This window comes from Williamsia sterculiae (assembly GCF_900156495.1).
GTDB lineage: Bacteria > Actinomycetota > Actinomycetes > Mycobacteriales > Mycobacteriaceae > Williamsia_B > Williamsia_B sterculiae.
In genome coordinates this window covers 410,314-434,505 of record NZ_FTNT01000002.1, presented here as the reverse complement: position 1 = coordinate 434,505, position 24,192 = coordinate 410,314, and the positions used below count along the sequence as shown (strand labels likewise).

Here is a 24,192-nt window from a genome sequence, read left to right as displayed (position 1 = left end):
GGTCGCCGCCGAATCAGGAGTCGAAACCGAGACCGATCGCGTCCAGCGTCCGCAGCCAGACACCACGCCTGCCCTGTCTGCGATCGGCTCGGCCGAGTTCTCTGCGCGTCAGGGTGATACCAGCCCACCGGACCGGCTCCGGTGGAAACGGGAGCGGCTTGCTGCGCACCATCGCCAGGCGGGTGCGCGGCGTGTCCACGCCGTCCGCCAGATCCAGGGCGGTGGCCGCACCGAAATGCGATGCACCGACACCCAATCCGGTGAAACCCAGTACCGACACCACCCGACCTCCCATCGCGACGTCCCAGAACGCATTGAATCGCGAGCAGGTGTCGATGACACCGCCCCAGGTGTGCGACGCCCGGATGCCCTCGAGCTGCGGGAATATCTGCAACAGATGTTCGGCGAGCAGCGCGAACTCCTGTGGCCGTTGTTCGTGTCGTGGGTCGGTGTCCGAGCCGTAGAAATAGAACGCGTCGTACCCGCCGAACAGGATCCGGTTGTCCGCGGTGAGCCGGAAGTAGTGAAAGCGGTTGCCCGCATCGGCCAGTCCCTCCCGACCCGACCAACCGAGGGCGTCGAGCTGCGCCTCGGTCAGCGGCTCGGTCACCAAGACGTAGTCCCACACCGGCACGATCAGGTGACGCAGTCTGCGCAGCAACGGCGTCGACGCGGCGGTCGCCAACACCACGCGGTCGGCCCGGACGGATCCGTATCCGGTGCGGGCGCGCACCGCGTCCCCAGAGCGCCGCAGCTCGGTCACCGCCGTGTGTTCGTACACGCGCACCCCGAGCCGCTCCGCCGCGTCCGCAAGACCCCACGCCAGCTTGGCGGGATCGACGAGCATGGTGTCGGGATCGTGATAGGCGCCCCGGACCATCGGTGACTGCACCCGGGTGCGCGCCGCGTCGGCGTCGAGCAGTTCGAGCGACTGACCCACCAACAACCCGTCGGTGACCATCTCCGCCAGACCGTCGGTCTGCCAGTCGAAGTTTGCCAGATTCAGTTCACCGGTGTGCTCGAGGTCGGCGTCGATACCCAGCCGCCGCATCGTCGTGGCGATGGCGGTCAGGGTCTCGCGACCCATGGCCAGCAGCTCGGGCATCTCGTCGGGATAGCGATCGAGGCCATTGCCCAACCCATGCGTCAGGCTGGCCGAGCAGAACCCGCCGTTGCGGCCCGACGCCCCGTCGGCGATGCGGCCGCCCTCCACCAGCACGACGCGTCGGCCCGGGTCCCGTTCAGCCGCGTGGACCGCGGTCCACAGACCGGTGAACCCGCCGCCCACCACCAGCAGATCGGTGTCGTGATCACCGACCAGACGATCACGCGCGGCGGGACGGTCGGGGCGGTCCAACCAATACGGCGCGGGTCGGGCGTGCGCCACCATGGCGATGCCGCGCTCCGTCGGGTGTTCGGCCCAGCGATCGTTCATGACCGGTCACCGAACACGGTGCGATGCCAGTCTTTCCGGGCGATTCCGGTGATGTCGCTCATCACATGTTCGACGGTCAGGTATTCGTCCATCGAATAGGTGGACATGTCCTTGCCGAAACCGGACGCCCGCAGCCCGCCGTGCGGCATCTCGCTGACGATCGGGATGTGGTCGTTGATCCAGACGCATCCCGCACGGATCTCCCGGCTCGCGCGTTGCGCGCGGTACACGTCGCGGGTCCAGGCCGATGCGGCCAACCCGTAGACGGTGTCGCCCGCCCGGCGCAGCGCGTCGTCGTCGTCGGTGAACGAACTGACGGTGAGCACCGGGCCGAAGATCTCGTCGCGATACACCTCGGCGCCCTCCCCCACGTCGGCGAGCAGAGTCGGTGGGTAGAAGGCCCCCGGCCCGTCGGGGACGTGACCGCCGGTGACCACCCGGATCCCCGTATCCCGTGCGCGATCGACCATGGCCGCCACCTTCTCGCGGTGGTGTCGAGAACTCAGCGATCCCATGTCGGTGGCCGGGTCGGTGGGATCGCCCACCCGCACGCCGGCCATCAGCTCGGCCACACCGGACACGAAGTCGTCGTAGAGTGCCGGCGCGACGATGGCCCTCGTCGCAGCAGTGCAGTCCTGACCGGCATTGATCAGCGATCCGGCCACCGCACCGTGCACCGCGGCCTCGAGATCGGCGTCGTCGAACACCACGAACGGTGCCTTACCACCCAATTCGAGCTGCACACGCGTGCCGTGAACGGCGGCCTGCGCCATCACCTGTCTGCCCACTCCGGTGGAGCCGGTGAAGGTCACCAGGTCCACCCCGGGATGTCCGGCCAGCGCGGCGCCCACCTCGGCACCGGTACCGGTGAGCACGTTGAACACCCCGTCGGGCAACCCTGCCTCCGACGCCAGGCGGGCCAGGGTGATGGTGGTCAACGGGGTGATCTCCGCGGGTTTGAGAACCAGCGTGCAACCGGCCGCGATGGCGGGCAATGCCTTCCAGACAGCCATTTGGATCGGGTAGTTCCACGGGGTGATCGACCCGACCACGCCGACGGCCTCCCGCCGGATCGAGGAGGTGTGGTCGGGGGAATACTCGGCGGTGGCCTTGCCGACCAGATCGCGTGCGACACCGGCGAAGAAGGTGACGTTGTCGATGGACCCGGGGACGTCGAACTCGCTCGCCAGCCGGATGGTCTTACCCGTGTGCGACACCTCCTGCACTGCCAGGGCGTGTGCCTCCCGGTCCAGGACGCGGGCGAAGTCGAGCAGGACCGTCGAGCGTTGCGCGGGTGTGGCACCCGACCAGGCAGGTAGGGCGCGACGAGCCGCGGCCACCGCGGTGTCCACATCCGCCGCAGTCGCCAACGACATGGTCGCGACCACCTCGTCGGTGGCCGGTGCGATGACGCGGTGCAGCGGCCCGGACCCGCGGAACTCGGCACCCTCCACCCATCCGGTGGCGACGGTCGCCTGTGTGGTGTCGGCAAGCGTCATCGGTTATCACCCTGTCGGGTCGCGACGGTCAGAACAGCGACGAGTGTAGCGGTCCATTCGACGCTTTCGCGACCCAAAGACGGTTCTGACAACCGATTCAGTTGCATTTGTTGCCATCTTCTTCGGATTCCGTCACGATGAGGCAATCGTTCCAACCGAACAGCAGACCCGACGAGGGAGGTGAGATGACCGACCAACCCTTCGCGCTCGACGAGGTCTCCAAGGGGATCATCGAGGCACTACAGACCGACGGACGCCGGTCCTACGCCTCGGTCGGCAAGGCCGTCGGCTTGTCCGAGGCGGCGGTGCGCAACCGGGTCCAGCGCCTCAGCGAGGCCGGCATCCTGCAGATCGTGGCGGTCACCGATCCGTTACAGCTCGGCTTCGCGCGCCAGGCGATGATCGGCATCCGATGCACCGGCGACTCGGCCGAACTCGCCGAGAGACTCGCCGCCATCGACGAGATCGACTACGTGGTGCTCACGGCGGGGTCGTTCGACATCGTCATCGAGGTGGTCTGCGCGGACGACGGTGAGCTGCTCGACCTGCTGAACAAGAAGGTGCGTGCGCAACCCGGAGTGACCACCACCGAGACCATGGTCTACCTGAAACTCGTGAAGCAGCAGTACAACTGGGGAACAACATGACGTCGACGGATACCCGCCCCGCCACCTCGTCGTCCGACGGGCGCACCACCCGACACCTGTGGGGACACTTCTCCCGACACGGGGCGGGCATCGTGGCCCCGGTAATCGCGCGCGGCGAAGGTGTGCGCATCTTCGACGACCGGGGACGCAGCTACCTCGACGGTCTGTCCGGGTTGTTCGTGGTGCAGGCCGGGCACGGCCGCGACGAGCTCGCCGCGGCCGCCGCCGCTCAGGCGAGCACCCTGGCCTTCTTCCCGCTCTGGTCCTACGCAACCCCGCCCGCGATCGAGCTCGCCGAACGGTTGGCGGTCCACGCCCCGGGTGACCTCAACCGGGTGTTCTTCACCACCGGTGGCGGCGAGGCGGTGGAGAGCGCCTGGAAACTGGCCAAGCAGTACTACAAGCTCACCGGCAAGCCCGCCAAGCACAAGGTGATCTCACGATCCGTCGCCTATCACGGCACGCCCCAGGGCGCGTTGGCCATCACCGGCATCCCCGAACTGAAACAGGATTTCGAGCCGCTCACCCCCGGCGCGTTCCGGGTCCCCAACACCAACATCTACCGCGCACCCGAGGGACACGGTGACGACCCGAAGGCGTTCGGCCGCTGGGCCGCCGACCGCATCGCCGAGGCCATCGAGTTCGAGGGGCCCGACACCGTGGCCGCGGTGTTCCTGGAACCGGTGCAGAATGCGGGCGGTTGCTTCCCTCCCCCGCCGGGGTACTTCGAGCGGGTTCGTCAGATCTGCGACGAGTACGACGTGCTGCTGGTGTCCGACGAGGTCATCTGCGCGTTCGGTCGGATCGGGTCGATGTTCGCGTGCAGCGACTTCGGGTACGTCCCCGACATCATCACCTGCGCCAAGGGGATGACGTCGGGCTACTCCCCCATCGGCGCCATGATCGCCAGCGACCGCCTGTTCGAGCCCTTCGACGACGGCCGGACCGCTTTCGCGCACGGCTACACCTTCGGTGGGCATCCGGTGTCGGCGGCGGTCGCATTGGCCAACCTCGACCTGTTCGAGCGCGAAGGACTCAACGATCGCGTCAAACAGAACGCCCCGGCGTTCCGGTCCACGCTGGAGAAACTGTACGACCTCCCCATCGTCGGCGACGTGCGCGGCGAGGGCTACTTCTACGGCATCGAACTGGTCAAGGACAAGGCCACCAAGGAGACGTTCACCCCCGACGAGGCCGAGCGGGTGCTGCGGGGATTCCTGTCGACCGCCCTGTTCGACGCGGGGCTGTACTGTCGGGCCGACGACCGCGGTGACCCGGTGGTGCAGTTGGCGCCGCCGCTGATCTGCGGCCAGTCCGAATTCGACGAGATCGAACAGATCCTGCGCGGGGTGCTGACCGAGGCGTACACCAGGATCTGACACCCCACGATCTGATCGCACACCGCCCACGTCGGCGGCGGGGCGGGCACCATGGACCCAAGCCACACGACAGGAGCCATCTGTGCCCGCACCCGAGAACCCCGCCGCCCGGAAGATCTACGACCTGGAGCGATCGCGGGTCTTCCACTCCTGGTCCGCGCAGGCGGCGGTGGATCCGCTGGTCATCACCGACGCGCGGGGCTCCCGGGTGGTCGACGGTGACGGTCGGAGCTATCTCGACTTCTCGTCGCAACTGGTCTTCACCAACATCGGGCACCAGCACCCGCGAGTGGTCGCGGCGATCGCCGAACAGGCGCAACGGTTGTGCACCATCGCCCCGAGCCATGCCAACGAAGCGCGCGCCCGCGCCGCCGAACTGATCACCGAACTAGCGCCCGACGGTTTCGAGAAGGTGTTCTTCACCAACGCCGGAGCGGATGCGGTGGAACACGCGATCCGGATGGCCCGGCTGCACACCGGCCGATACAAGACGTTGTCGGCGTTCCGCGGCTACCACGGCGGTACCGCCGAGGCGGTCAACCTGACCGGTGACCCCCGGCGCTGGCCCAACGACTACGGCACGGCAGGGTCGGTGCACTTCTTCGCACCGTTCCTGTACCGCAGCCAGTTCCACGCCGAGACCGAGGCGCAGGAATGTGAGCGCGCATTGGCGCACCTGGAGTCGCTGATCGCCTTCGAGGGACCGGACGCGTTCGCCGCGATCATCCTGGAGTCGATACCGGGGACGGCGGGCATCATGGTGCCGCCGCCGGGCTACCTGGACGGGGTGCGCGCACTGTGCGACCGCTACGGCATCGTGATGATCCTCGACGAGGTGATGGCGGGGTTCGGCCGGACCGGGAGATGGTTGGCATTGGACAACTTCGGCGTCCAGCCCGATCTGATCACCTTCGCCAAGGGGGTCACCTCCGGGTACATCCCTCTCGGCGGGGTCATCATCTCCGACGCCATCGCCGAGAGCTTCGCCACCACTCCGTACCCGGGTGGGCTGACCTATTCCGGACATCCGCTAGCCTGTGCCACCGCGGTCGCGACCATCGAGACGATGCAGGACGAGGGCATCGTGGAGAACGCGGCGGCGATCGGTGCCGACGTGCTCGGTCCCGGCCTTGCCGACCTCGCGCGCCGTCACCCGGTGATCGGCGAGGTCCGCGGTCTCGGGGTCTTCTGGGCGCTGGAACTGGTGGCAGACCCGACCACCCGGGAGCCGTTGGCCCCCTATGGCGCGTCGTCACCGGAGATGGCGGCCATCGCCGCGCGCGCGAAGGCGGACGGACTGCTGCTCTTCCAGAACATGAACCGCTTCCACCTCTGTCCGCCGTGCACGGTCGACGCCGCGGACACCAAGGAGGCGCTGCAGATCCTCGACGACGCACTGTCGGTGGTCTGAGCGTCCATGTCACGACGCGTCGTCGCCACGGTTGCCACGGTGATCTGCCTGTTCGCCGCCCCCGCATCGGCGTGGGCGGACCCGCCACCGGTGCCGCCGACCACACCCGACACCTCCGCCTGCCCGTACCGGGTCCATCCCGCCGCGCCGGTGGACGCCTCCGAGGTGGTCCCCGCCGGACAGGCTGCCCCCGCGCCACTACCGGTGCCCTCGCCCGCGGTCGGCGGTGAGAAGCTGTCGGCCTGCGGGGTGATCCAGCCCGACGGCGACGCGCCGCTGCCCGCCGGGATCACCTCTGCCGGGTGGATTGTCGCCGACCTCGACAGCCGGCAGGTCATCGTGGCCAAGGATCCGCACGGACGCTACCGGCCGGCGAGCACCATCAAGGTGCTGTTGGCACTGGTGGTGCTGGACCGGTTGTCGTTGTCCATGCCGGTCACCGCGACCGACGCGGACTATCAGATGGAGGGCGACGCCTGCGGAGTCGGACCGGGTGCGGTGTACACCGTGCATCAACTGCTGCAGGGACTGTTGATGGTGTCGGGCAACGACTGTGCCAACGCGCTGGCCCGCACCCTCGGTGGTTACGAGGTCGCGGTGGGACTGATGAACGAGAAGGCCGCGACATTGGGCGCGCAGGACACCCGGGTCGCGTCGCCGTCGGGGCTGGACGCCCCGGGGATGAGCACCTCCCCCTACGACCTCGCGGTGATCTTCGCAGCCGCGATGACCAACCCGGAGTTCCGGGGCATCGTCGCGCAGACGACGGCGCAGTTCCCCGGCCACCCCAAGGTGACGCCGGAGGACACCGATCACCCCGCCTACCCCATGTTCACCCAGAACCGGCTGGTCGCCGACGGGTACCCGGGCGCGCTCGGCGGTAAGACGGGGTACACCGACGATGCGCTGAAGACCTACGTGGGCGTGGTGGAACGCAACGGCCGTCGACTGGTGCTCGCGCAGATGTACGGCGTGAATCTGGCCGACGATTCGTACTGGGGCCAGACGACGGCCCTGTTCGACCACGGCTTCGCGGCGCGGACAGGTGCGTCGGTCGGCACGTTGGTCACCGGTCCGCCCCGACCGCAACGCAGCGAGGAACCCACCACCGCGGGCGAGCGTCGACCCGCGGCACAGCCGCGGTCCGCCTCGTCGTCGACGTCGCGCGTGACGCTGGGGGTGATCGGCGCGGTGGTCGCGCTGACGTTGGTCGCAGCCGGCCTGATCGTGATCCGCCGGTCGCGCCGCTGAACGAGACCGCCGGGGACTATTTCCGCCGCCGGGCCGACGACAACCCGACCGCCGCGAGCGCACCGGCGGCGACCGCCGCGAGGACTCCCACCGGCGACGGCGTCTCCCGCACCGCGACCCGTGGGCTGATGATCACCGGATCCGGCACGGGTGCCGGCTCGTATTCCGCATTGCGCGGATCGGTTGCGGCCCAGGCGGTCGCGAACAACACGATGCGGGTGGTGATGAACCCGAACACCATGATGCCGATGATGGGGCCGAAGGTGGCACCCGCGGGCCCGCTGGTCACCTTGGCCAGGTAGAAGGTGGCGATGTACTTGAAGATCTCGAACACCACCGCGGTCAGCAGACCCGCACGCATGGCGTTGCGGACCGGGAGTTTGACCCGCGGCAGTTTGGCGATCACCCAGGTGAACAACACCCACGACGCACCGATGGAGATGATGACCGAGACGATGCGCACCGCCACCCCCACCCCGGGCACGTCGCCGAGACCGATGGCGTCGAGGATCTTGGTGGTCAACGAGCTGCCCGCCAACGCCGACAGCGCGAACGACACCACCAACGCCAAGAACAGACCGATGAGCGCGGCGAGATCCGACAATTTCGTCTTGAGGAAGTTCCCTCCCTCGGGCTCGCTGCCCCACTGCACGGTCAATGCGTTGCGCAGGTTGGCCATCCAGCCGAGGCCGGAGTAGAGAGCGCCGAGCAGACCGATCACACCGATGGTCGTGCGCGAGGCAATGGCCTGGTCGACGAGGTTCTTGAGCGTGTCACCCATACCCCCCTGCGCCTTGTCGGTGATCCGGTCGCGGACCTCGTTGAGCAGATCGGGGTTGTTGGCGAGAACGAATCCGAGGGCGGCGAAAGCCACCATCAGGATCGGGAATAGGGCCAATACACTGAAGTACGTCGCACCCGCGGCGAAGTAGTCACCGTTGCGGTCCTGGTAGCGGTTGGCGGCCCCCATCAGATGGTCGAACCAGGGGCGTTGGGCACGCTGCTTGTCGAGGAAGGATGGTTTCTTCGACTCCACCTCGTCGGAGATGGGGGTTTGCGCCATGTATGCCGTCCTCGTGTTGAGAGATGTCGGTTCTCGTCAGCTGCCCGCCGGTGCCAGGAAACCCACCTTGTCATAGACGTCTGCCAACGTCGCGGCAGCGACGCGACGCGCCCGGATCGCCCCCTCGGCCAGGATCGCGTCGATCTGATCGGGTGCGGCCATCAACTCCGACACCCGATCACGCACCGGCGTGACGAAGTCCGTCAACACGGTCGCGGTCTCCACTTTGAGGTCACCGTATCCCTTGTCGCGGTAGTGCACGACGAGTTCGTCGACGGGCACCCCACGTAGGGCCGACTGGATGGTGAGCAGGTTGGACACCCCCGCCTTGGCCGCGCGATCGAACCGGATCTCCCGCTCGTTGTCGGTGACCGCGGAGCGGATCTTCTTGGCCGACCGCTTGGGGTCGTCGAGCAGGTTGATCAGGCCGGAGTCGGACTCCGCCGACTTGCTCATCTTGGCCCCGGGGTTCTGCAAGTCGTAGATCTTGGCGACCTCCGCGACGATGTGCGGCTCCGGCACCCGGAACACCGTCCCGAACCGGGAGTTGAACCGCTGCGCCAGATTCCGGGTCAGTTCCAGGTGCTGACGCTGATCCTCTCCCACCGGTACCCGATCCACCTCGAAGGCCAGGATGTCGGCGGCCATCAGGATCGGGTAGGTGAACAGTCCCACCCCCGCCGAATCCTCACCGTGACGAGCCGACTTGTCCTTGAACTGCGTCATCCGGGAGGCCTCGCCGAATCCGGTGATGCTCGACAGCACCCAGGTCAGCTGCGAGATCTCCGGCACGTGCGACTGCGCGTAGATCGTCGCGCGTGCGGGGTCCACCCCGATGGCCAACAGCTGCGCCACCGCGACCCGGGTGCGCTCGCGCAGGTGCGCCGGCTCATACGGCACGGTGATCGCGTGCATGTCCGGGATGAAGTAGAAGGCGTCGAAGTCGTCCTGCAGTTCCACCCACTGTTTCAGCGCACCGAGGTAGTTGCCCAGGTGGAAGGAGTCGCTGGTCGGCTGGATGCCGGAGAGCACCCGGGGTCGCCGGTCGGTGGTCGGATCGGTGGTCATGCCCTGATTCTCGCACCCGTCATGGCGCGTACCGCACGGTGACCGGCGCATGGTCGGACCAGCGCAGATCGTAGGCGGCGGCACGGTCGACGGAGGTCGCGATCGCCCGCTCGCCCAACCGGCGGTTGGCCAGGTGATAGTCGATCCGCCACCCGGAGTCGTTGTCGAAGGCCTTGCCCCGCCAGGACCACCAACTGTAGGGACCGGACTCGTCCCCGGTCAGCTCCCTGGCCACATCGCGCCAGCCCGACGCGAGCAACTCGGCCACCCAAGCCCGCTCCTCCGGGAGGAAACCGGGGCTCTTCAGGTTGCCCTTCCAGTTCTTGATGTCCAGTTCGGCGGGTGCGATGTTCCAGTCGCCTGCCACCACCACGTCGCGACGGCGGCGGTTCAGCGCCGACAGGTACTCGGCGAAACCGGCGAGGAAGCGGAACTTGTCATCGCGCTTCTCACCGTCGGCCGCCCCCTTGGGTACGTAGACCGACGCCGCGGTCAGCGGCCGATCGCCCGCCCAGTCGACCTCGAGATACCGCCCGGTGCCGTCGAACTCATCGGAGCCGAATCCCACCCGGGTGGCAATGGGCGGCCGACGGCTCAACACCCCGACCCCGGCATGCCCCTTCACCGTCGATTCGGTGGTGGTCAGGTGCCACCGCCCCGACTCCAGGGCGGGCGCGAGCGCCTCGTGGGCCTGCTCGGCCGTGGCCCGCACCTCCTGCAGCAGCACGACGTCCGACGACGTCTCGCGCAGCCAGCGCAGGAAGCCGTGGTTGCGGTCGTTGCGTTGCTTCACCGCCGCGCGGATGCCGTTCACGTTCACGGTGGTGATGGTCAGATCGCCTGTCGTCCCGGAGTCCGTCACGGTCGGTCACGGTATCCGCACCCACCGACACCGCTGAGACGAAGGCAAACCTTGCCAAACACGGGCGTGGAATGTAATCCTTGCCTAAGTCAGCAGGGTCGAGGAGTCAACGATGTTCGTGTGTATCTGCAAGGCGGTCACCGAGTCCGAGGTGCAGCAGCATTGCACCGAGGGTGCCCGTTGCGCCGACGACATCGGTGAGCGCTGCGGTGCCGGTTGGGGCTGCGGCTCCTGCGTCGAACGCATCAACGCGATCCTGCGCGGAGAACGAATGGAGACCACCGCCGCCTGACGCCCACAATCACATCTGAAGGCACCCTTACCTGCGGTAATGCTTGCCACGATGCTACCGTTCGCCCATCAACTACGGGTGAACGGAGATTGTCATGCGCGGCGACGACGAGGTCATTGCTCTGCTTAACGAGCAGCTGACCAGTGAGCTCACTGCTATCAATCAGTACTTCCTGCACGCCAAGATGCAGGGCAACTGGGGCTTCACCAAACTGGCCGAGAAGACGCGTGCGGAGTCCATCGAGGAGATGCAGCACGCGGAGATCCTCACCGACCGCATCCTGTTCCTCGAGGGGCTGCCGAACTACCAGAAGTTGCTGCCGCTGCGCATCGGCCAAACCCTGCGCGAACAGTTCGAATCCGATCTGGCCATCGAGCTCGAGGTCGTCGAGCGGCTACGGCCGGGCGCGGCACTGTGCCGCAGCAAGGGCGACATCACCTCGTCGAAGCTGCTGGAGGACATCCTGCGCGACGAGGAGCACCACATCGACTACCTCGAAACCCAGCTCGGGCTGCTCGACCAACTCGGCGAACAGCTCTACCTGACGAAGGTCATCGACACCCCGCCGACGGTCAGCTGACCCCGGACGCCACGGGCACGGCACCGGATCGGGGGTGCCGTGCCCGGGCGTACAGCAACGCCAGACCCAGCACCACCAGTCCGGCGACGGCCAGCCCCGCACCCAGCACCGACGGGCTGCGGTAGCCCAGACCGGCGGTGATGACCACCCCGCCGAGCCAGGCACCCCCGGCGTTGGCGATGTTGAGGGCCGAGTGGTTCAGCGCGGCGGCCAGCGTCTGCGCGTCGTCGGCGACGTCCATCAGACGGGTCTGCAGCGCGGGCACCAGCACCGAGCCCGATACCCCGGTCGCGAAGACCAGCACCAACGCGAGCCACATGGACCCGGCGACCAGCGCGAACGTCGAGAGCACCACCACCAGCAGCACCAGTCCGATGGCGATGCCACGGACCACATCGCGGTCGGCCAGCCACCCGCCGAGGATGTTGCCGAGCACCATGCCGAGCCCGAACAGCATCAGCGCTATCGGCACCAGTCCGGTGGAGACTCCCGACACGTCGGTGAGCGTGGTGCGCACGTACGTGTAGAAGGCGAACATCCCACCGAAGCCGACGATGCCGACCAGCAGGGTGAACCAGACCTGCGCCCGGGTCAGCGCGCCGAGCTCGGTCATCGGGTTGGTCACCGTCATGTCGTCGAGTCGCGGCAGCAGGCGGACGAGCGCGGTCACGGTGGCCACCCCGATGAACGCGACGACACCGAAGGCGGTGCGCCATCCGAAGGTGTCGCCGAGCCAGGTGGCCGCGGGTACCCCGATCACGTTGGCCACCGACAGCCCGAGCATCACCTGGCCGATCGCCTTGGCCCGTTTACCCGGCTCGGCGAGGTGCGCGGCCACCAGGCCCGCGACACCAAAGTAGGCACCGTGCGGCAGACCGGCGACGAACCGGGCGGCCATCAGCGTCTCGTAACTCGGCGCGAAGACCGTGGCGAGATTACCGACGGTGAACGCGACCATCAGGCCGATGAGCAGGGCGCGGCGTGACATCCGCGCGGTCAGGGCGGCGATCAACGGCGCACCGACGACCACGCCGAGTGCGTAGGCGGAGACGACGTGGCCGGCGGTCGGCTCACCGACGTGCAGCGCCCCGGCGATGTTGGGCAGCAGCCCCATCGACACGAACTCGGTGGTCCCGATGCCGAAGCCACCGAGCGCCAGTGCCGGAATCGCGAGCCGTCGCGCCGAGGGGGCGGTCCGCCCGGTCGACTCGGTCTGGTGCAGCACAGCGGACACGGGTGACTCCTCTCGGGATGCGGCGTACGGGGGCGGGGCGTGCGACAACGCCACGCGGAGTGCCAACGGCAGCACCGGGAACAATGATTCCGCCGCACCGGGTGAAGTCGTTCACACCCGATGCGGCGGCCGAGAAGAGCGTGCGGAATCAGTGGGCGTTGCGGGCCTGCTCGAGGTTCTCGTCGATCGACCCGAGGAACTCCTCGGTGGTCTGATACTCCTGATCGCCACCGACCAGCAGCGCGAGGTCTTTGGTCATCTTCCCGCTCTCCACGGTGTTGACCACCACGTCCTCGAGTTGGTGCGCGAACTCGATGACCTCGGGGGTGTTGTCGAGCTTGCCCCGGTGCTCCAACCCGCGCGTCCACGCGAAGATCGACGCGATGGGGTTGGTCGAGGTGGGCTTGCCCTGCTGGTGCTGGCGGAAGTGGCGGGTCACCGTGCCGTGCGCGGCCTCGGCCTCGCACACCGAGCCGTCCGGGGTCATCAGCACGGAGGTCATCAACCCCAACGATCCGAAGCCCTGCGCGACGGTGTCGGACTGCACGTCACCGTCGTAGTTCTTACAGGCCCAGACGTAACCGCCCTCCCATTTCAAGCAGGAGGCGACCATGTCGTCGATCAGCCGGTGCTCGTAGTGCAACCCGGCGGCGTCGAACTCCTGCTTGAACTCGGAGTCGAACACCTCCTGGAACACATCCTTGAACATGCCGTCGTAGGCCTTGAGGATGGTGTTCTTGGTGGAGAGGTACACCGGGTAGTTGCGCTGCAGACCGTAGTTCAGCGACGCCCGCGCGAAGTCCTCGATCGACTTGCGGAAGTTGTACTGGGTCTGCACCACGCCGCCGGCCTCGGGCATCGTCACCACCTCGTGGACCACCGGCTCGCTGCCGTCCTCGGGGGTGTAGCTGACCGTCACGGTGCCCGGTCCGGGAACCTTGAAGTCGGTGGCACGGTACTGGTCGCCGAAGGCGTGACGACCGATGACGATGGGTTTCGTCCATCCGGGCACCAGTCGCGGGACGTTGGAGATGATGATCGGCGCACGGAAGATGGTGCCGCCGAGGATGTTGCGGATGGTGCCGTTCGGCGAACGCCACATCTTCTTCAGGTCGAATTCCTCGACGCGCGCCTCGTCGGGGGTGATGGTCGCGCACTTCACGCCCACGCCGTGCTTCTGGATGGCGTGCGCGGCGTCCACCGTCACCTGGTCGTCGGTCTTGTCGCGGTACTCGATGCCGAGGTCGTAGTACTCCAGGTTCACATCGAGGTAGGGATGGATCAATTTCTCTTTGATGAACTGCCAGATGATCCTGGTCATCTCGTCACCGTCGAGCTCGACGACGGTGCCCTCTACCTTGATCTTTCCCATGTGCCTACGCGTCCTCCTTGGCGGTGTTGTCGGCTCGTGCCGCGTGACGCCTCGTGAGCACGCACGGCCACCGACCGAAACTCGGTGCGAGTATCAGCAGATCTTCTCAAACTAGTACGCACCGATGGTGCTCCGCTCGCCGCAACAGCGGAACGATTGGCAAACATTACGGACGTACTGTTACCACTCACCGTACGCCCCGCGCGCCGGCCGGGAACGAGGAGTGGCTGCATCCGGATTGCGCAATGAGCTTGTATAAATACAATGGTTGTATGAGTACAACCATCGCCGACGGGCTGACGCCCCGACGCAAGACGATCATCCTGGTGACCTGCTGTATGAGCCTGCTGATCGTCTCGATGGACGCCACCATCGTGAACGTGGCGCTGCCGTCGATCCGCGAGGAACTCGGCGCGTCGGTGTCCGGGCTGCAGTGGGTCATCGACGTCTACACCCTGGTATTGGCGTCGCTGCTGATGATCTCGGGGGCGATGGCCGACCGCTACGGTCGCCGTCGCGTGTTCCAGATCGGTCTGGTGGTCTTCGCCGCCGGCTCACTGGCCTGCAGCCTGGCCCCGACCGTCGGGGTGCTCATCGCCGCCCGCGCCCTGCAGGCGATCGGCGGGTCGATGCTCAACCCGGTGGCGATGTCGATCATCACCCAGGTGTTCACCGAACAGCGTGAACGCGCCCGCGCCATCGGACTCTGGGGTGCGGTGGTGGGGATCTCGATGGCCGTCGGCCCTATCGTCGGTGGCGTGCTCATCGACTCGGTCGGCTGGCGTGGCGTGTTCTGGATCAACCTGCCCATCTGCCTGGTCACCTGCACACTGGCGGCGATCTTCGTGCCGGAGTCCAAGTCGCCGGTGATGCGCACCCTCGATCCGGTGGGTCAGGCCTTGGCCATCGTGGCGTTGGCGTCGCTGGTGTTCGGTCTCATCGAGGGACCAGGGCTGGGCTGGTCGTCGGCGTCGACCATCGTCATCTTCGCGGTCGCGGTCGTCGCGGGTTCGGTGTTCGTCGGCTGGGAACGATCGCATCCCGACCCGTTCATCGACCTGCGATTCTTCCGCAGCGTGCCGTTCTCCTCGGCGACGGTGATCGCGGTGGCGGCGTTCGCCGGTTATGGGGCATTCCTGTTCCTGATGTCGATCTACCTGCAGGAGGTGCGCGGACTGTCGGCGGTGATGACCGGCGTGATGTTCCTGCCACTGGCCGCGGCGACCCTGATCTGCTCGCCGCTGTCCGGACGTCTGGTGGGGCGGTACGGGACGCGGCCGTCGCTGGTCGTCTCGGGTGTCACGCTGATCGTGTGTACGACGATGATGGCCACGTTGTCGGACCTGAGTGTGACCACCTTGCTGGTGGCGTTCGCCCTGTTCGGCATCGGCTTCGGCGTGGTGAACGCGCCGATCACCAACGCCGCGGTCAGCGGAATGCCACGCCACCGGGCGGGTGCCGCGTCGGCGGTGGCCTCGACCAGCAGGCAGATCGGGGTGAGCATCGGTGTGGCGCTGGCCGGCACCATCACCGGGGTCAGCACCTCGTCGGCTCTCCCCCGTGATCTCGTGACGGTGATGCACCCGATGTGGTGGACGGTGTGCGCGCTGAGCCTGCTCATCCTGACTCTCGGCGTCGCGTCGTCGACGGCATGGGCCCGACGCAGTTCTGACGGCGTCGCGCGGCGGTTGATCGATCCGGAGCCCGTCCATGCCTGAGCCCGAACACGAGGTCGCCCCCGCACGGGATCAGCCCACCGCCGCCGTGTGGCGGTCGATGGTGGCATTGGTGTTCGACCGGCGCGACGACTGGCGCCGATCGGTCGCCGCGGCGACCGGACTCCCGTTCAGCCGTATCCGCATCCTGCGACGGGTGGCGGACCGGGCGATGCCACTCAAGGAGTTGGCCGCGATCACCGGGATGGACGCCCCGGCCACCTCGGTCGCGGTGACCGACCTGGAGGACGCGGGGTTGGTCCGTCGCGAGCAGGTGGACGGGGACCGCCGATGCAAACAGGTGACCATCACCGACGCCGGCCGTGCCGTCCTGTCCACCGTCGCCGAGGTCGACGATCCCCCACCCCCGGGACTCCGCAATCTGGACGACGCCGATCTCGAACACCTACGACGCCTGCTGACCCGCATCACCGAGGGGTGAGTCGAGCCATCCGACATACGGGCACGGTGGTGCCCGGGCTCGGGTGTAGCTGCCGCCGCGCACCGTTGCGACCACGGTGAACGAGACGGTGTTCGTCCGATGAGACGCGTGTTATACCCTTGGCGCCAGGTCATGAGTGTCAGCGACAAGCCCCGGCTAGCTGATCGGCAACCCTCCAACCGCGGTGGGGTGCTCCGGGTGATGACCGGGTTGTGGTGGCACACACCACGGCAAGCGCGGGTCCGAAGGTCGGACCCATCTCGGGGTGGCTCGCCACCCCACCGACCGAGAGGGGACACCTCACATATGTCCGAAGAAGCCACATCCGGAGAAGCAGTGGACGCGATCGACGACCCCACGGCTGACTGGAGATTCGAGACCAAGCAGGTTCACGCCGGACAGCACGCCGACACGGCGACGAGCTCCAGGGCGCTGCCCATCTACCAGACCACCTCCTACACCTTCCGCGACACCCAGCACGCCTCCGACCTCTTCGGCCTCGTGGAGCCGGGCAACATCTACACGCGGATCATGAACCCCACGCAGGACGTCGTCGAGCAACGCATCGCCGCGCTCGAAGGCGGGGTCGCGGCACTGTTGCTGGCGTCGGGGCAGGCAGCCGAGACCTACGCCATCCTCAACATCGTGGAGAACGGCGGGCACGTCGTGTCCAGCCCGCGGCTCTACGGCGGTACCTACAACCTGTTCCACTACACACTGCCCAAGCTGGGTATCGAGGTCAGCTTCGTCGAGGATCCCGAGGACCTCGACTCCTGGCGGGCTGCGATCCGCCCGGAGACCCGTGCGCTCTACGCCGAGACGATCTCCAACCCCGACAACGAGATCCTCGACATCGAGGGCGTCGGCGGGGTCGCTCACGAGAACCAGGTGCCGCTGATCGTCGACAACACCGTCGCGACCCCGTACCTGCTGAACCCGCTGAAGCACGGCGCCGACATCGTCGTGCACTCGGCCACCAAGTACATCGGTGGGCACGGCACCGCCATCGGTGGCGTCATCGTCGACGGCGGGACGTTCGACTGGCGGGCGCAGCGCGACGGCCAGGACCTGTTCCCCGGATTCACCACCCCGGACCCGAGCTACCACGGCGCGGTGTTCGCCGACCTCGGTGCACCTGCCTACGCCCTCAAGGCGCGCGTGCAGTTGCTCCGCGACATCGGCGCCGCGGTCGCACCGTTCAACGCCTTCCTGTTCGCCCAGGGACTCGAGACCCTGAGCCTGCGTCTGGAGCGGCACGTCTCCAACGCCCAGCGAGTGGCCGAGTTCCTCGCCGACCACGCGCAGGTGGAGTCGGTGGCCTACGCCGGTCTGCCGTCCTCACCGTGGTACGACCGTGCGCAGAAGCTGCTGCCGAAGGGACAGGGCGCGATCATCGGCTTCGAGATCGTGGGGGGTGTCGACGCGGGCAAGCGATTCGTCGAGGCGTTGACGCTGCACAGCCACGTCGCGAACATCGGTGACGTCCGTTCGCTGGTGATCCATCCGGCATCGACGACCCACTCGCAACTGACCCCGCAGGAGCAGTTGACCGCGGGTGTCACCCCGGGGCTGGTCAGGCTCGCGGTCGGTATCGAGAACATCGACGACATCCTCGCGGATCTGGAGAAAGGGTTCACGGCAGCCAGATGACGGTGACGAGCTAGTGGCGGCCAGAACAGCGACGACGAGCCCGCCGACGCCGGAGACGGTTCCCGGTTGGGAGAACCTGCCCGACGGCGAGTTGACCACGGCGTCGGTGGGTTCGTTGGAGCTGGAGAACGGTGTCCACCTCGACGAGGTGACGATGGCGTTCCAACGCTGGGGTCGGCTGTCCCCCGATCGGGACAACGTGGTGTTGACGCTGCACGCGCTCACCGGTGACTCACACGTGACCGGCCCCGCCGGACCCGGTCAGCCCTCCGCCGGCTGGTGGGACGGACTGATCGGGCCCGGCGCCCCGGTGGACACCGACGAGTGGTGCGTGATCTCGGCGAACGTGTTGGGTGGGTGCGGTGGCTCGACCGGCCCGTCGTCCACCGCCGCCGACGGCCGGGTGTGGGGTTCACGGTTCCCCGGCATCACCGTGCTCGACCAGGTTCACGCCGAGTCCGCTCTGCTCGACGCTCTGGACATCCCACAGGTCGCTGCGGTCTTCGGCGGTTCGATGGGTGGAGCCCGCGCCCTGGAATGGATCGTCGAATACCCCGACCGGGTCCGCAGCGCACTCGTGCTCGCCGTCGGGGCCCGGGCCACCGCCGATCAGATCGGTACGCAGAGCACCCAGGTCGCGGCCATCGAAGCCGACCCGAACTGGCGTGGTGGCGATTATCACGGCACCGGGGTGACCCCGGCGGCCGGTCTCAGCGTCGCCCGGCGTATCGCCCACCTGACCTACCGCAGTGAGGAAGAGCTCGACAACCGCTTCGCCAATCGTCCGCAGCGGCAAGAGAACCCGATCGACGGAGGGCGCTACGCGATCGAGAGCTACCTCGAACACCAAGCGGAGAAGCTGGTGAACCGCTTCGACGCGGGTAGCTACGTGGTGCTCAGCGAAGTGCTCAACCACCATGACGTGGGGCGCAATCGAGGTGGTGTGGAAGCTGCTCTACGCGGATGCGAGGTGCCGACGATCGTCGGTGGTATCGACTCCGACCGGCTGTATCCGTTGCGCTTGCAACAAGAGATCGCCGATCATCTGGGCAACTGCGTCGGCGGACTGCAGGTCATCCACTCGGCCAACGGCCACGACGGATTCCTCACCGACGCCGACGCCATCGCCGACCTGCTCGAACAGACCCTGGCACTGGCCCGTCGCTGATCAGGGTGCCTTTGTGGTGGCCGTCGGTGCGTCGACCGTCGGCGGGAGGGTGGGCTCCGTCGCGGTCGACGTGTTCCCCGACTGCGGATCGGCACCGGAGATCGTCTTGGTCGGCGGAGACGTCTGCGGCGCCACCGGGGTCGTCGGCGCCGTCTGCGTCGGCGGGAACAGGGTGGTCGGCACGCCTGGGATCTGCGTCAGCCACGGGAACTGCTGGAACAGGTTCTGCTGAGACGTCGGAACCGTGGGCGACGGTGCGGTGATGGTCGACGTGGGCGCCGTCGAGACGATCGACGTCGGCAGAGTGATGGTCGCCCAGGACGGCTCACCCGCTGTCTGGTCCGGCAGATCGCGTCCCTCGGTGGGCAACGCCGTCGGCACGACCAGCTGATCGCGACCGCTCGTCACCCGGGTCGGTGACGAGGCTGTGGGCCGCGTGGGCGCGCTCGTCGGCTGCTTCGAGGTGGTGGTGGACGCGGTGTCGGCGACGGACGTCATCGACACCGCGGGCAACGACTGGCCATTGCCGGTGAGCGTGGAACTGATCGCGTATGCGGTCATCATCGTGGCGGCCAACAGCACCCCGATGATCGACAACGGGACCGCGGACAGCAGCTCTCGCTGACGACGGCCGCCGATGAAGGTGACCCCTCGCGCGGCGGCACCGTCGTTCAGGGCCAGCAGGGCCGCCCCGGTCGCGGCGACCGATTCCGGCTCGTCGGGCACGATCAGTTCCGCACCCGCCGACACGGCATCGGTGTCACCGAGCCGCTCGGCCACCGCGTGTTGCAGCATCGGCAGATTTCCCAGACCACCGATCAGGACGACGGCCTCGGCGCCACGCACCTGCTCGACGATGAATTCAGCGGCCGCGTCGACCATGGGACGCGCGGCCTCGGTCAGCAGTTCGGCGGGCACCTCGATGCGGCCCCGACCGTCACCCGGGGCGACGGTGGCCGCCGCTCCGGTGCTGAGGTCTTCCTTGGCGGTTCTGCACCCGGAGATGACCCCACGGTCGACGCGTCCGCCGCTGCCGAGACGGCGCGCCACTGTCTCCGCGAGAGCGCGGTCGAGTCGGGTGCCGGTCAGCACCTTCGAGGTGGTGACGTCCGACGACGACCGATCCGCCGGGTTGACGGAATAGGTCCGCAGTCCGCTGTCACCGGCGTCGGCGATCAGCACCGACGAGAACCTCTCTATCTCGCCGCTGGCGGTCAACGCCTCGATGACCGACTGCTTCTCACCGACGAGGCGGACCTGCCTACGTGGTCCCACTCCGCGGGTGCCGACCACGCGTCCACCGAAGCGGTCTCTCCGGAGGCGCAACGGGCTACTGCTCTCGTGGTGCGACTTCCCGGTGACGGCGATGGCGCCGATGCGCTGTGAGCGGTCCCGGGCCGCCGCCAACATCACGTCGATGCCGGAGTTCAACCGACCGGTGGGGTCGAGACCGTCCGTCGCGTCGACGTCGATGACCCTGGTGAGCGTGCTCCGATGATCGGAATCGTCCACAGTGAGCAGCGCGTAGTGGATCATCCCACTACCCGCGGACACTCCCAGAACGGTCGACATCAGTACGTGATCACCCCTTGCTCAGGACCATCCCCGCATGGTCTATCGTTTCGCCGGCCCGCGTGGTTACCGGGCGGGCGCGGTTGTCCGGCGAGCGAGCCCACCAGGCGGGGGGCTCGCGTCTCGCCGCGGTCCTTACTAACGGTTACGCATCATTTTCGTACACTTGGCGTCACGAGTCCAGTCATTTGGTACCCAGCGGGTCGATCGACGTGGCGAGCCACAAGATGGTGATGCCGACCGCCGCGGTCATCACGACGTCGGTCATCCTCGTTCTGACCTGCAGTAATCCCACTCGGGAGCTGGGCAGCAGAGCGCGCAGCAGCGACGCCACCAGGGCCGCCGAGCCGAGGATGACCGCGCCTCGCCGCCACCGCTCCACCATCAAGAACACGGCCGCGATCGCGACCAGCACTATGACCAGCAGAAACGGCAGTTGAACGAGGAGGGCCCGCAGTCGACGAGCGTGCCGGATCCGGGCCGGGGTCTGCGGCCGCGGGAGGCCTCGTGCGGTGATTCGAGTCACAACTCTGCGGCGCGTCGTCCCACGAGCTGCCGCTCGGCGGCCTCGACCACGTTGACCAACAGGAAGGCTCTGGTCAGCGGTCCCACTCCACCCGGATTGGGGGAAACGTGTCCGGCGACGTCCCAGACGTCGGGGGCCACGTCACCCACCAGCCCGGTGTCGGTGCGGCTGACGCCGACGTCGATCACCGCGGCACCGGGTCGGACCATGTCGGCGGTGATCAGGTGCGGGACCCCCGCCGCGGCGACGACGATGTCGGCACGCGACACCTCGGCGGCGAGGTCGCGGGTGCCCGTGTGACACAGCGTCACGGTTGCGTTCTCCGACCTGCGGGTCAACAGGAGACCGATGGTGCGACCGATGGTGACCCCTCGACCGACCACAGTCACCCGCGCACCGTCGATCGGGATGTCGTAGCGCCGCAGCAAGTGGATGATCCCGTGTGGGGTGCACGGCAACGGTCCCGGCTCACCCAGCACCAGTCGCCCCAAGCTGGTCGGGTGCAGCCCGTCGGCGTCCTTGGCCGGGTCGATACGCTCCAGGGCCGCGAACTCGTCCAGGTGCCGCGGCAGCGGCAGCTGCACTATGTAACCGGTACACGCGGGGTCGGCGTTGAGCTCGTCGATCGTCGCGGCGAGCGTGTCGGCACTGACGTCGGCGGGCAGGTCGCGGCGCAGCGATGCGATGCCGACCTTGGCACAGTCGGCGTGTTTGCCGCGGACGTAGGCGTGTGAACCGGGGTCGTCACCGACCAGCACCGTCCCCAGACCGGGCGTGATGCCGGCCTCGGCCAGCGCCGCGATCCGGCCGGTGAGGTCGGCGAAGATCTCGTCGCGGGTCTTCTTGCCGTCCAGTGCAGTCGCCGTCACACCCGACAGTGTTCCAGGTCGATTGCTCATCGGTGTTCCAGGTCGATCACTCGTCGAAACGCAAACCGTGCGCTCGCGCGTACTCGAGCGCGTGAGCGGGGTCGATGAGCGCACCGGCGGTCTTGGCCTGCAGCCAGAGCGCGACGTCGCAGCGAGCACCTCGGAGATCGGCATCGGCCAGCACCGCCCCGACCGCGCGGGCCCCGCGCAGATCCGCGCCGGTGAGGTCCGCATGCGCGAGGTCGGTTCCGGACAGGTTGGCTTCCGTGAGCCGAGAGCCGTGCAATTGCGCGCGATGCATCCGCAGCCCACCGAGCGAGGTCAGGGTGAGGTCGCAGTCGACCATGCGCACTGCCGTGAGCACCGAATCCGAGATCACCGAACCGAGCAGCGAACAGTCCTCGAGGTCGATGCCGGACAGCTGCGCCCGCTGGATGGTGCAGTTGCGGAACGCGCTGGAGCGGTGGACGCTGCGGCCCAGGTTCACCCCGGTGAGATCACATTCGGTGAACGTCACCCGACGGGTACGCATCTCGCTGAGGTCGGCGTCGCGGAAGGAACAGCCGACGAACTCGTCGTCGGACCGCTCGACCTCGGCGAGGTCCTCGTCGTCGAAACGTTCGTTCTCGTACCGGGTGGGACCCGCACTCTGCGTCACCACGCCCATGCTGCCACCACCGCTCCCCGGTCCCCGGCTCCCTAGACTCGGTCGGTGATGAACAGTCCCTCCCTCGCCGACGTGTCCGCCGCGGCCGTCCGGACAGCCGGCGTCGTACGGCACACCCCGGTTCTCGCGACCACCGTTCCCACCCCGGCCGGCGAGGTGCCGGTGGTGTTCAAGCTCGAATACCTGCAGCGCGGTGGCACGTTCAAGTTCCGCGGGAGCGCCAACGCGGTACTGTCCGCACGGGAACACGGGACGTTGGGTTCGGCCGGGGTGGTGGTCGCCTCCGGTGGCAACGCCGCGATCGGAGCCGCGCACGCGGCGAAGCTGGTCGACGTCCCGTGCACGGTGGTGGTTCCGGAGACCGCACCCACGGTGAAGGTCGCCGCCCTGCGAGCGCTCGGGGCCGTCGTGCACCAGGTGGGTGACCGCTACGCCGAGGCCGCGCACGCTGCCGAAGACCTGGCGCAGACGACCGGGGCGCTGCGATTGCACGCCTACGACCTGCCCGACATCGTTGCCGGGGCGGGCACGCTCGGCCTGGAGCTGCGCGCCCAGGTCGCAGGCCCGCTGACCGTGTCGGTGTGCGTCGGCGGTGGCGGACTGCTGTCCGGGATCGCCACCGCCGCGGGCGCCGACGACACCCTCGTTGCGGTGGAGCCCGAACGCGCGCCGACCCTGCATGCGGCCCTGGACGCCGGGGCTCCGGTGGATGTCGACGTCTCCGGGGTCGCGGCCGACTCGTTGGGCGCCACTCGGGTCGGTGCCATCTGTTGGGCGACGGTCACCCGGCGACCGGTGACCAGTCTGCTGGTCACCGACGACGAGATCGTCGCTGCCCGCGCGCTGCTGTGGGACCGCTTCCGCATCGTGGTCGAACACGGAACCGCCGCCGCACTGGCCCCCGTGCTCAGCGGTGTACTGACGCCGTCCATCGGGCACCACCTGGTGGTGGTGTTGTGCGGGGCGAACACCGTGTCGGGTTGACCCCGGCCCAGATCCACGGATACGGCATGCTGTTCGGGTGTTCCGACTGCTGTTCTTCTCCCCGCGCATCCCGCCGAACACGGGTAACGCCATCCGTCTGGCCGCCAACACCGGATGCGAGTTGCATCTGGTGGAGCCGCTCGGATTCGATCTGGACGCAGCCAAGGTCAGACGTGCGGGTTTGGACTACCACGAGATGGCCTCGGTGACCGTTCATCCCGACCTGCAGGCGGCCTGGGCGGCGCTGGCCCCGAGTCGGGTGTTCGCCTTCACCGCACACGCCCGCCGGTTCCACACCGACGTCGCCTATGAGCCAGGAGACGTGTTGCTCTTCGGCCCCGAGCCGACGGGGTTGAGCGAGGAGATCCTCGCCGACCCTCATGTCACCGATCGGCTGCGGATCCCCATGTTGCCCGAGCGGCGATCGCTGAACCTCGCCAACGCCGCGAGCATCGCCATGTACGAGGCGTGGCGGCAACAGGGTTTCGAGGGTGCCGTCTAGTTGG

Annotated in this window: 23 protein-coding genes and 1 riboswitch; of the genes, 12 read left to right on the top strand and 11 right to left on the bottom strand. The window is 67.8% G+C overall.

Annotated features, from left to right (window positions below; all coding sequences use genetic code 11):
- Positions 1-13: 13 nt before the first annotated feature.
- Positions 14-1,435 carry an NAD(P)/FAD-dependent oxidoreductase gene (locus tag BW971_RS04830; protein ID WP_076477025.1) on the bottom strand — a complete coding sequence of 474 codons (1,422 nt, stop codon included), beginning with the start codon at positions 1,433-1,435 and terminating at the stop codon, positions 14-16.
- Complete coding sequence (locus BW971_RS04825; protein WP_076477023.1) at positions 1,432-2,934, bottom strand: gamma-aminobutyraldehyde dehydrogenase; 1,503 nt, start codon at positions 2,932-2,934, stop codon at positions 1,432-1,434. The genes BW971_RS04830 and BW971_RS04825 overlap by 4 nt, the downstream gene beginning before the upstream one ends.
- A 185-nt stretch (positions 2,935-3,119) precedes the next feature.
- Here BW971_RS04825 and BW971_RS04820 point away from each other — a divergent pair, with 185 nt between their 5' ends.
- From BW971_RS04820 to BW971_RS04805, 4 genes are all read left to right on the top strand, one after another.
- Positions 3,120-3,581 carry an Lrp/AsnC family transcriptional regulator gene (locus BW971_RS04820; RefSeq protein WP_076477434.1) on the top strand — a complete coding sequence of 154 codons (462 nt, stop codon included), beginning with the start codon at positions 3,120-3,122 and terminating at the stop codon, positions 3,579-3,581.
- On the top strand, positions 3,578-4,960 hold the full coding sequence (locus tag BW971_RS04815) for an aspartate aminotransferase family protein (RefSeq protein WP_076477021.1): 1,383 nt from the start codon (positions 3,578-3,580) through the stop codon (positions 4,958-4,960). The genes BW971_RS04820 and BW971_RS04815 overlap by 4 nt, the downstream gene beginning before the upstream one ends.
- 82 nt (positions 4,961-5,042) lie before the next feature.
- Positions 5,043-6,371 carry an aspartate aminotransferase family protein gene (locus BW971_RS04810; protein ID WP_076477019.1) on the top strand — a complete coding sequence of 443 codons (1,329 nt, stop codon included), beginning with the start codon at positions 5,043-5,045 and terminating at the stop codon, positions 6,369-6,371.
- Between the two features lie 6 nt (positions 6,372-6,377).
- Complete coding sequence (locus BW971_RS04805) at positions 6,378-7,622, top strand: D-alanyl-D-alanine carboxypeptidase family protein (protein WP_076477017.1); 1,245 nt, start codon at positions 6,378-6,380, stop codon at positions 7,620-7,622.
- Positions 7,623-7,638: 16 nt separating this feature from the next.
- On the opposite strand, the gene yhjD is transcribed toward BW971_RS04805, so the two are convergent.
- The 3 genes from yhjD to BW971_RS04790 are packed head-to-tail and all read right to left on the bottom strand — an operon-like array spanning position 7,639 to position 10,615.
- On the bottom strand, positions 7,639-8,685 hold the full coding sequence (gene yhjD / locus BW971_RS04800; RefSeq protein ID WP_076477015.1) for an inner membrane protein YhjD: 1,047 nt from the start codon (positions 8,683-8,685) through the stop codon (positions 7,639-7,641).
- A 36-nt stretch (positions 8,686-8,721) separates the two neighbouring features.
- Complete coding sequence (trpS, locus tag BW971_RS04795) at positions 8,722-9,753, bottom strand: tryptophan--tRNA ligase (protein WP_076477013.1); 1,032 nt, start codon at positions 9,751-9,753, stop codon at positions 8,722-8,724.
- Positions 9,754-9,772: 19 nt separating this feature from the next.
- Positions 9,773-10,615 (bottom strand): exodeoxyribonuclease III, encoded by an 843-nt coding sequence (locus tag BW971_RS04790; protein ID WP_234974233.1) that lies wholly within the window; start codon positions 10,613-10,615, stop codon positions 9,773-9,775.
- 112 nt (positions 10,616-10,727) lie between these two features.
- On the opposite strand from BW971_RS04790, the gene BW971_RS04785 reads away from it, so the two are divergent.
- Together BW971_RS04785 and bfr are read left to right on the top strand one after the other, a co-directional pair.
- On the top strand, positions 10,728-10,907 hold the full coding sequence (locus BW971_RS04785; RefSeq protein ID WP_076477012.1) for a (2Fe-2S)-binding protein: 180 nt from the start codon (positions 10,728-10,730) through the stop codon (positions 10,905-10,907).
- Positions 10,908-11,001: 94 nt separating this feature from the next.
- Positions 11,002-11,487, top strand: a complete 486-nt coding sequence (gene bfr, locus BW971_RS04780; RefSeq protein WP_076477010.1) for a bacterioferritin — start codon at positions 11,002-11,004, stop codon at positions 11,485-11,487.
- Here bfr and BW971_RS04775 read toward each other — a convergent pair.
- On the bottom strand, positions 11,480-12,721 hold the full coding sequence (locus BW971_RS04775; RefSeq protein ID WP_076477431.1) for an MFS transporter: 1,242 nt from the start codon (positions 12,719-12,721) through the stop codon (positions 11,480-11,482). The genes bfr and BW971_RS04775 overlap by 8 nt on opposite strands.
- A gap of 148 nt (positions 12,722-12,869) precedes the next feature.
- Positions 12,870-14,093 carry an NADP-dependent isocitrate dehydrogenase gene (locus tag BW971_RS04770; protein WP_076477009.1) on the bottom strand — a complete coding sequence of 408 codons (1,224 nt, stop codon included), beginning with the start codon at positions 14,091-14,093 and terminating at the stop codon, positions 12,870-12,872.
- A gap of 272 nt (positions 14,094-14,365) precedes the next feature.
- On the opposite strand from BW971_RS04770, the gene BW971_RS04765 reads away from it, so the two are divergent.
- The 4 genes from BW971_RS04765 to metX all read left to right on the top strand — a co-directional run bounded on the left by BW971_RS04765 (position 14,366) and on the right by metX (position 19,068).
- The gene (locus BW971_RS04765) at positions 14,366-15,811 is read left to right on the top strand and encodes a DHA2 family efflux MFS transporter permease subunit (RefSeq protein WP_076477007.1); all 1,446 of its coding nucleotides are present in this window, start codon (positions 14,366-14,368) and stop codon (positions 15,809-15,811) included.
- Positions 15,804-16,250, top strand: coding sequence for a MarR family winged helix-turn-helix transcriptional regulator (locus BW971_RS04760; protein WP_076477005.1), 447 nt, complete (start codon positions 15,804-15,806; stop codon positions 16,248-16,250). The genes BW971_RS04765 and BW971_RS04760 overlap by 8 nt, the downstream gene beginning before the upstream one ends.
- Positions 16,251-16,378: 128 nt before the next feature.
- Positions 16,379-16,493, top strand: a riboswitch (SAM riboswitch).
- A gap of 63 nt (positions 16,494-16,556) precedes the next feature.
- Positions 16,557-17,900 (top strand): bifunctional o-acetylhomoserine/o-acetylserine sulfhydrylase, encoded by a 1,344-nt coding sequence (locus BW971_RS04755; RefSeq protein ID WP_076477003.1) that lies wholly within the window; start codon positions 16,557-16,559, stop codon positions 17,898-17,900.
- 13 nt (positions 17,901-17,913) lie between these two features.
- Positions 17,914-19,068: a homoserine O-acetyltransferase MetX gene (metX, locus tag BW971_RS04750; protein ID WP_076477001.1), complete on the top strand. Its 1,155-nt coding sequence runs from the start codon at positions 17,914-17,916 to the stop codon at positions 19,066-19,068.
- Here metX and BW971_RS04745 read toward each other — a convergent pair whose 3' ends face one another.
- The 4 genes from BW971_RS04745 to BW971_RS04730 all read right to left on the bottom strand — a co-directional run bounded on the left by BW971_RS04745 (position 19,069) and on the right by BW971_RS04730 (position 22,693).
- Entirely contained in the window at positions 19,069-20,640 is a 1,572-nt protein-coding gene (locus BW971_RS04745) for a hypothetical protein (RefSeq protein WP_143690198.1), read from the bottom strand.
- A gap of 184 nt (positions 20,641-20,824) precedes the next feature.
- Positions 20,825-21,166, bottom strand: a complete 342-nt coding sequence (locus BW971_RS04740) for a DUF3017 domain-containing protein (protein WP_407701193.1) — start codon at positions 21,164-21,166, stop codon at positions 20,825-20,827.
- Positions 21,163-22,035 carry a bifunctional methylenetetrahydrofolate dehydrogenase/methenyltetrahydrofolate cyclohydrolase gene (locus BW971_RS04735; protein ID WP_200799353.1) on the bottom strand — a complete coding sequence of 291 codons (873 nt, stop codon included), beginning with the start codon at positions 22,033-22,035 and terminating at the stop codon, positions 21,163-21,165. Before BW971_RS04735 ends, BW971_RS04740 begins: the two co-directional genes overlap by 4 nt.
- A gap of 46 nt (positions 22,036-22,081) precedes the next feature.
- Positions 22,082-22,693 (bottom strand): pentapeptide repeat-containing protein, encoded by a 612-nt coding sequence (locus tag BW971_RS04730; RefSeq protein WP_076477424.1) that lies wholly within the window; start codon positions 22,691-22,693, stop codon positions 22,082-22,084.
- A gap of 57 nt (positions 22,694-22,750) precedes the next feature.
- On the opposite strand from BW971_RS04730, the gene BW971_RS04725 reads away from it, so the two are divergent.
- Positions 22,751-23,686, top strand: a complete 936-nt coding sequence (locus BW971_RS04725) for a serine/threonine dehydratase (RefSeq protein WP_076476999.1) — start codon at positions 22,751-22,753, stop codon at positions 23,684-23,686.
- Positions 23,687-23,723: 37 nt separating this feature from the next.
- Positions 23,724-24,188: a tRNA (cytidine(34)-2'-O)-methyltransferase gene (locus BW971_RS04720; protein WP_076476997.1), complete on the top strand. Its 465-nt coding sequence runs from the start codon at positions 23,724-23,726 to the stop codon at positions 24,186-24,188.
- The last annotated feature ends 4 nt before the right edge of the window (positions 24,189-24,192 follow it).

What these genes read in the sequence shown, in the direction of transcription:
- BW971_RS04830 (WP_076477025.1), bottom strand. Translation starts at nt 1,435, where the DNA reads ATGAACGATCGCTGGGCCGAACACCCGACGGAGCGCGGCATCGCCATG.
- BW971_RS04825 (WP_076477023.1), bottom strand. Translation starts at nt 2,934, where the DNA reads ATGACGCTTGCCGACACCACACAGGCGACCGTCGCCACCGGATGGGTG.
- BW971_RS04820 (WP_076477434.1), top strand. Translation starts at nt 3,120, where the DNA reads ATGACCGACCAACCCTTCGCGCTCGACGAGGTCTCCAAGGGGATCATC.
- BW971_RS04815 (WP_076477021.1), top strand. Translation starts at nt 3,578, where the DNA reads ATGACGTCGACGGATACCCGCCCCGCCACCTCGTCGTCCGACGGGCGC.
- BW971_RS04805 (WP_076477017.1), top strand. Translation starts at nt 6,378, where the DNA reads ATGTCACGACGCGTCGTCGCCACGGTTGCCACGGTGATCTGCCTGTTC.
- yhjD (WP_076477015.1), bottom strand. Translation starts at nt 8,685, where the DNA reads ATGGCGCAAACCCCCATCTCCGACGAGGTGGAGTCGAAGAAACCATCC.
- trpS (WP_076477013.1), bottom strand. Translation starts at nt 9,753, where the DNA reads ATGACCACCGATCCGACCACCGACCGGCGACCCCGGGTGCTCTCCGGC.
- BW971_RS04785 (WP_076477012.1), top strand. Translation starts at nt 10,728, where the DNA reads ATGTTCGTGTGTATCTGCAAGGCGGTCACCGAGTCCGAGGTGCAGCAG.
- bfr (WP_076477010.1), top strand. Translation starts at nt 11,002, where the DNA reads ATGCGCGGCGACGACGAGGTCATTGCTCTGCTTAACGAGCAGCTGACC.
- BW971_RS04770 (WP_076477009.1), bottom strand. Translation starts at nt 14,093, where the DNA reads ATGGGAAAGATCAAGGTAGAGGGCACCGTCGTCGAGCTCGACGGTGAC.
- BW971_RS04765 (WP_076477007.1), top strand. Translation starts at nt 14,366, where the DNA reads ATGAGTACAACCATCGCCGACGGGCTGACGCCCCGACGCAAGACGATC.
- BW971_RS04760 (WP_076477005.1), top strand. Translation starts at nt 15,804, where the DNA reads ATGCCTGAGCCCGAACACGAGGTCGCCCCCGCACGGGATCAGCCCACC.
- BW971_RS04755 (WP_076477003.1), top strand. Translation starts at nt 16,557, where the DNA reads ATGTCCGAAGAAGCCACATCCGGAGAAGCAGTGGACGCGATCGACGAC.
- BW971_RS04745 (WP_143690198.1), bottom strand. Translation starts at nt 20,640, where the DNA reads ATGTCGACCGTTCTGGGAGTGTCCGCGGGTAGTGGGATGATCCACTAC.
- BW971_RS04725 (WP_076476999.1), top strand. Translation starts at nt 22,751, where the DNA reads ATGAACAGTCCCTCCCTCGCCGACGTGTCCGCCGCGGCCGTCCGGACA.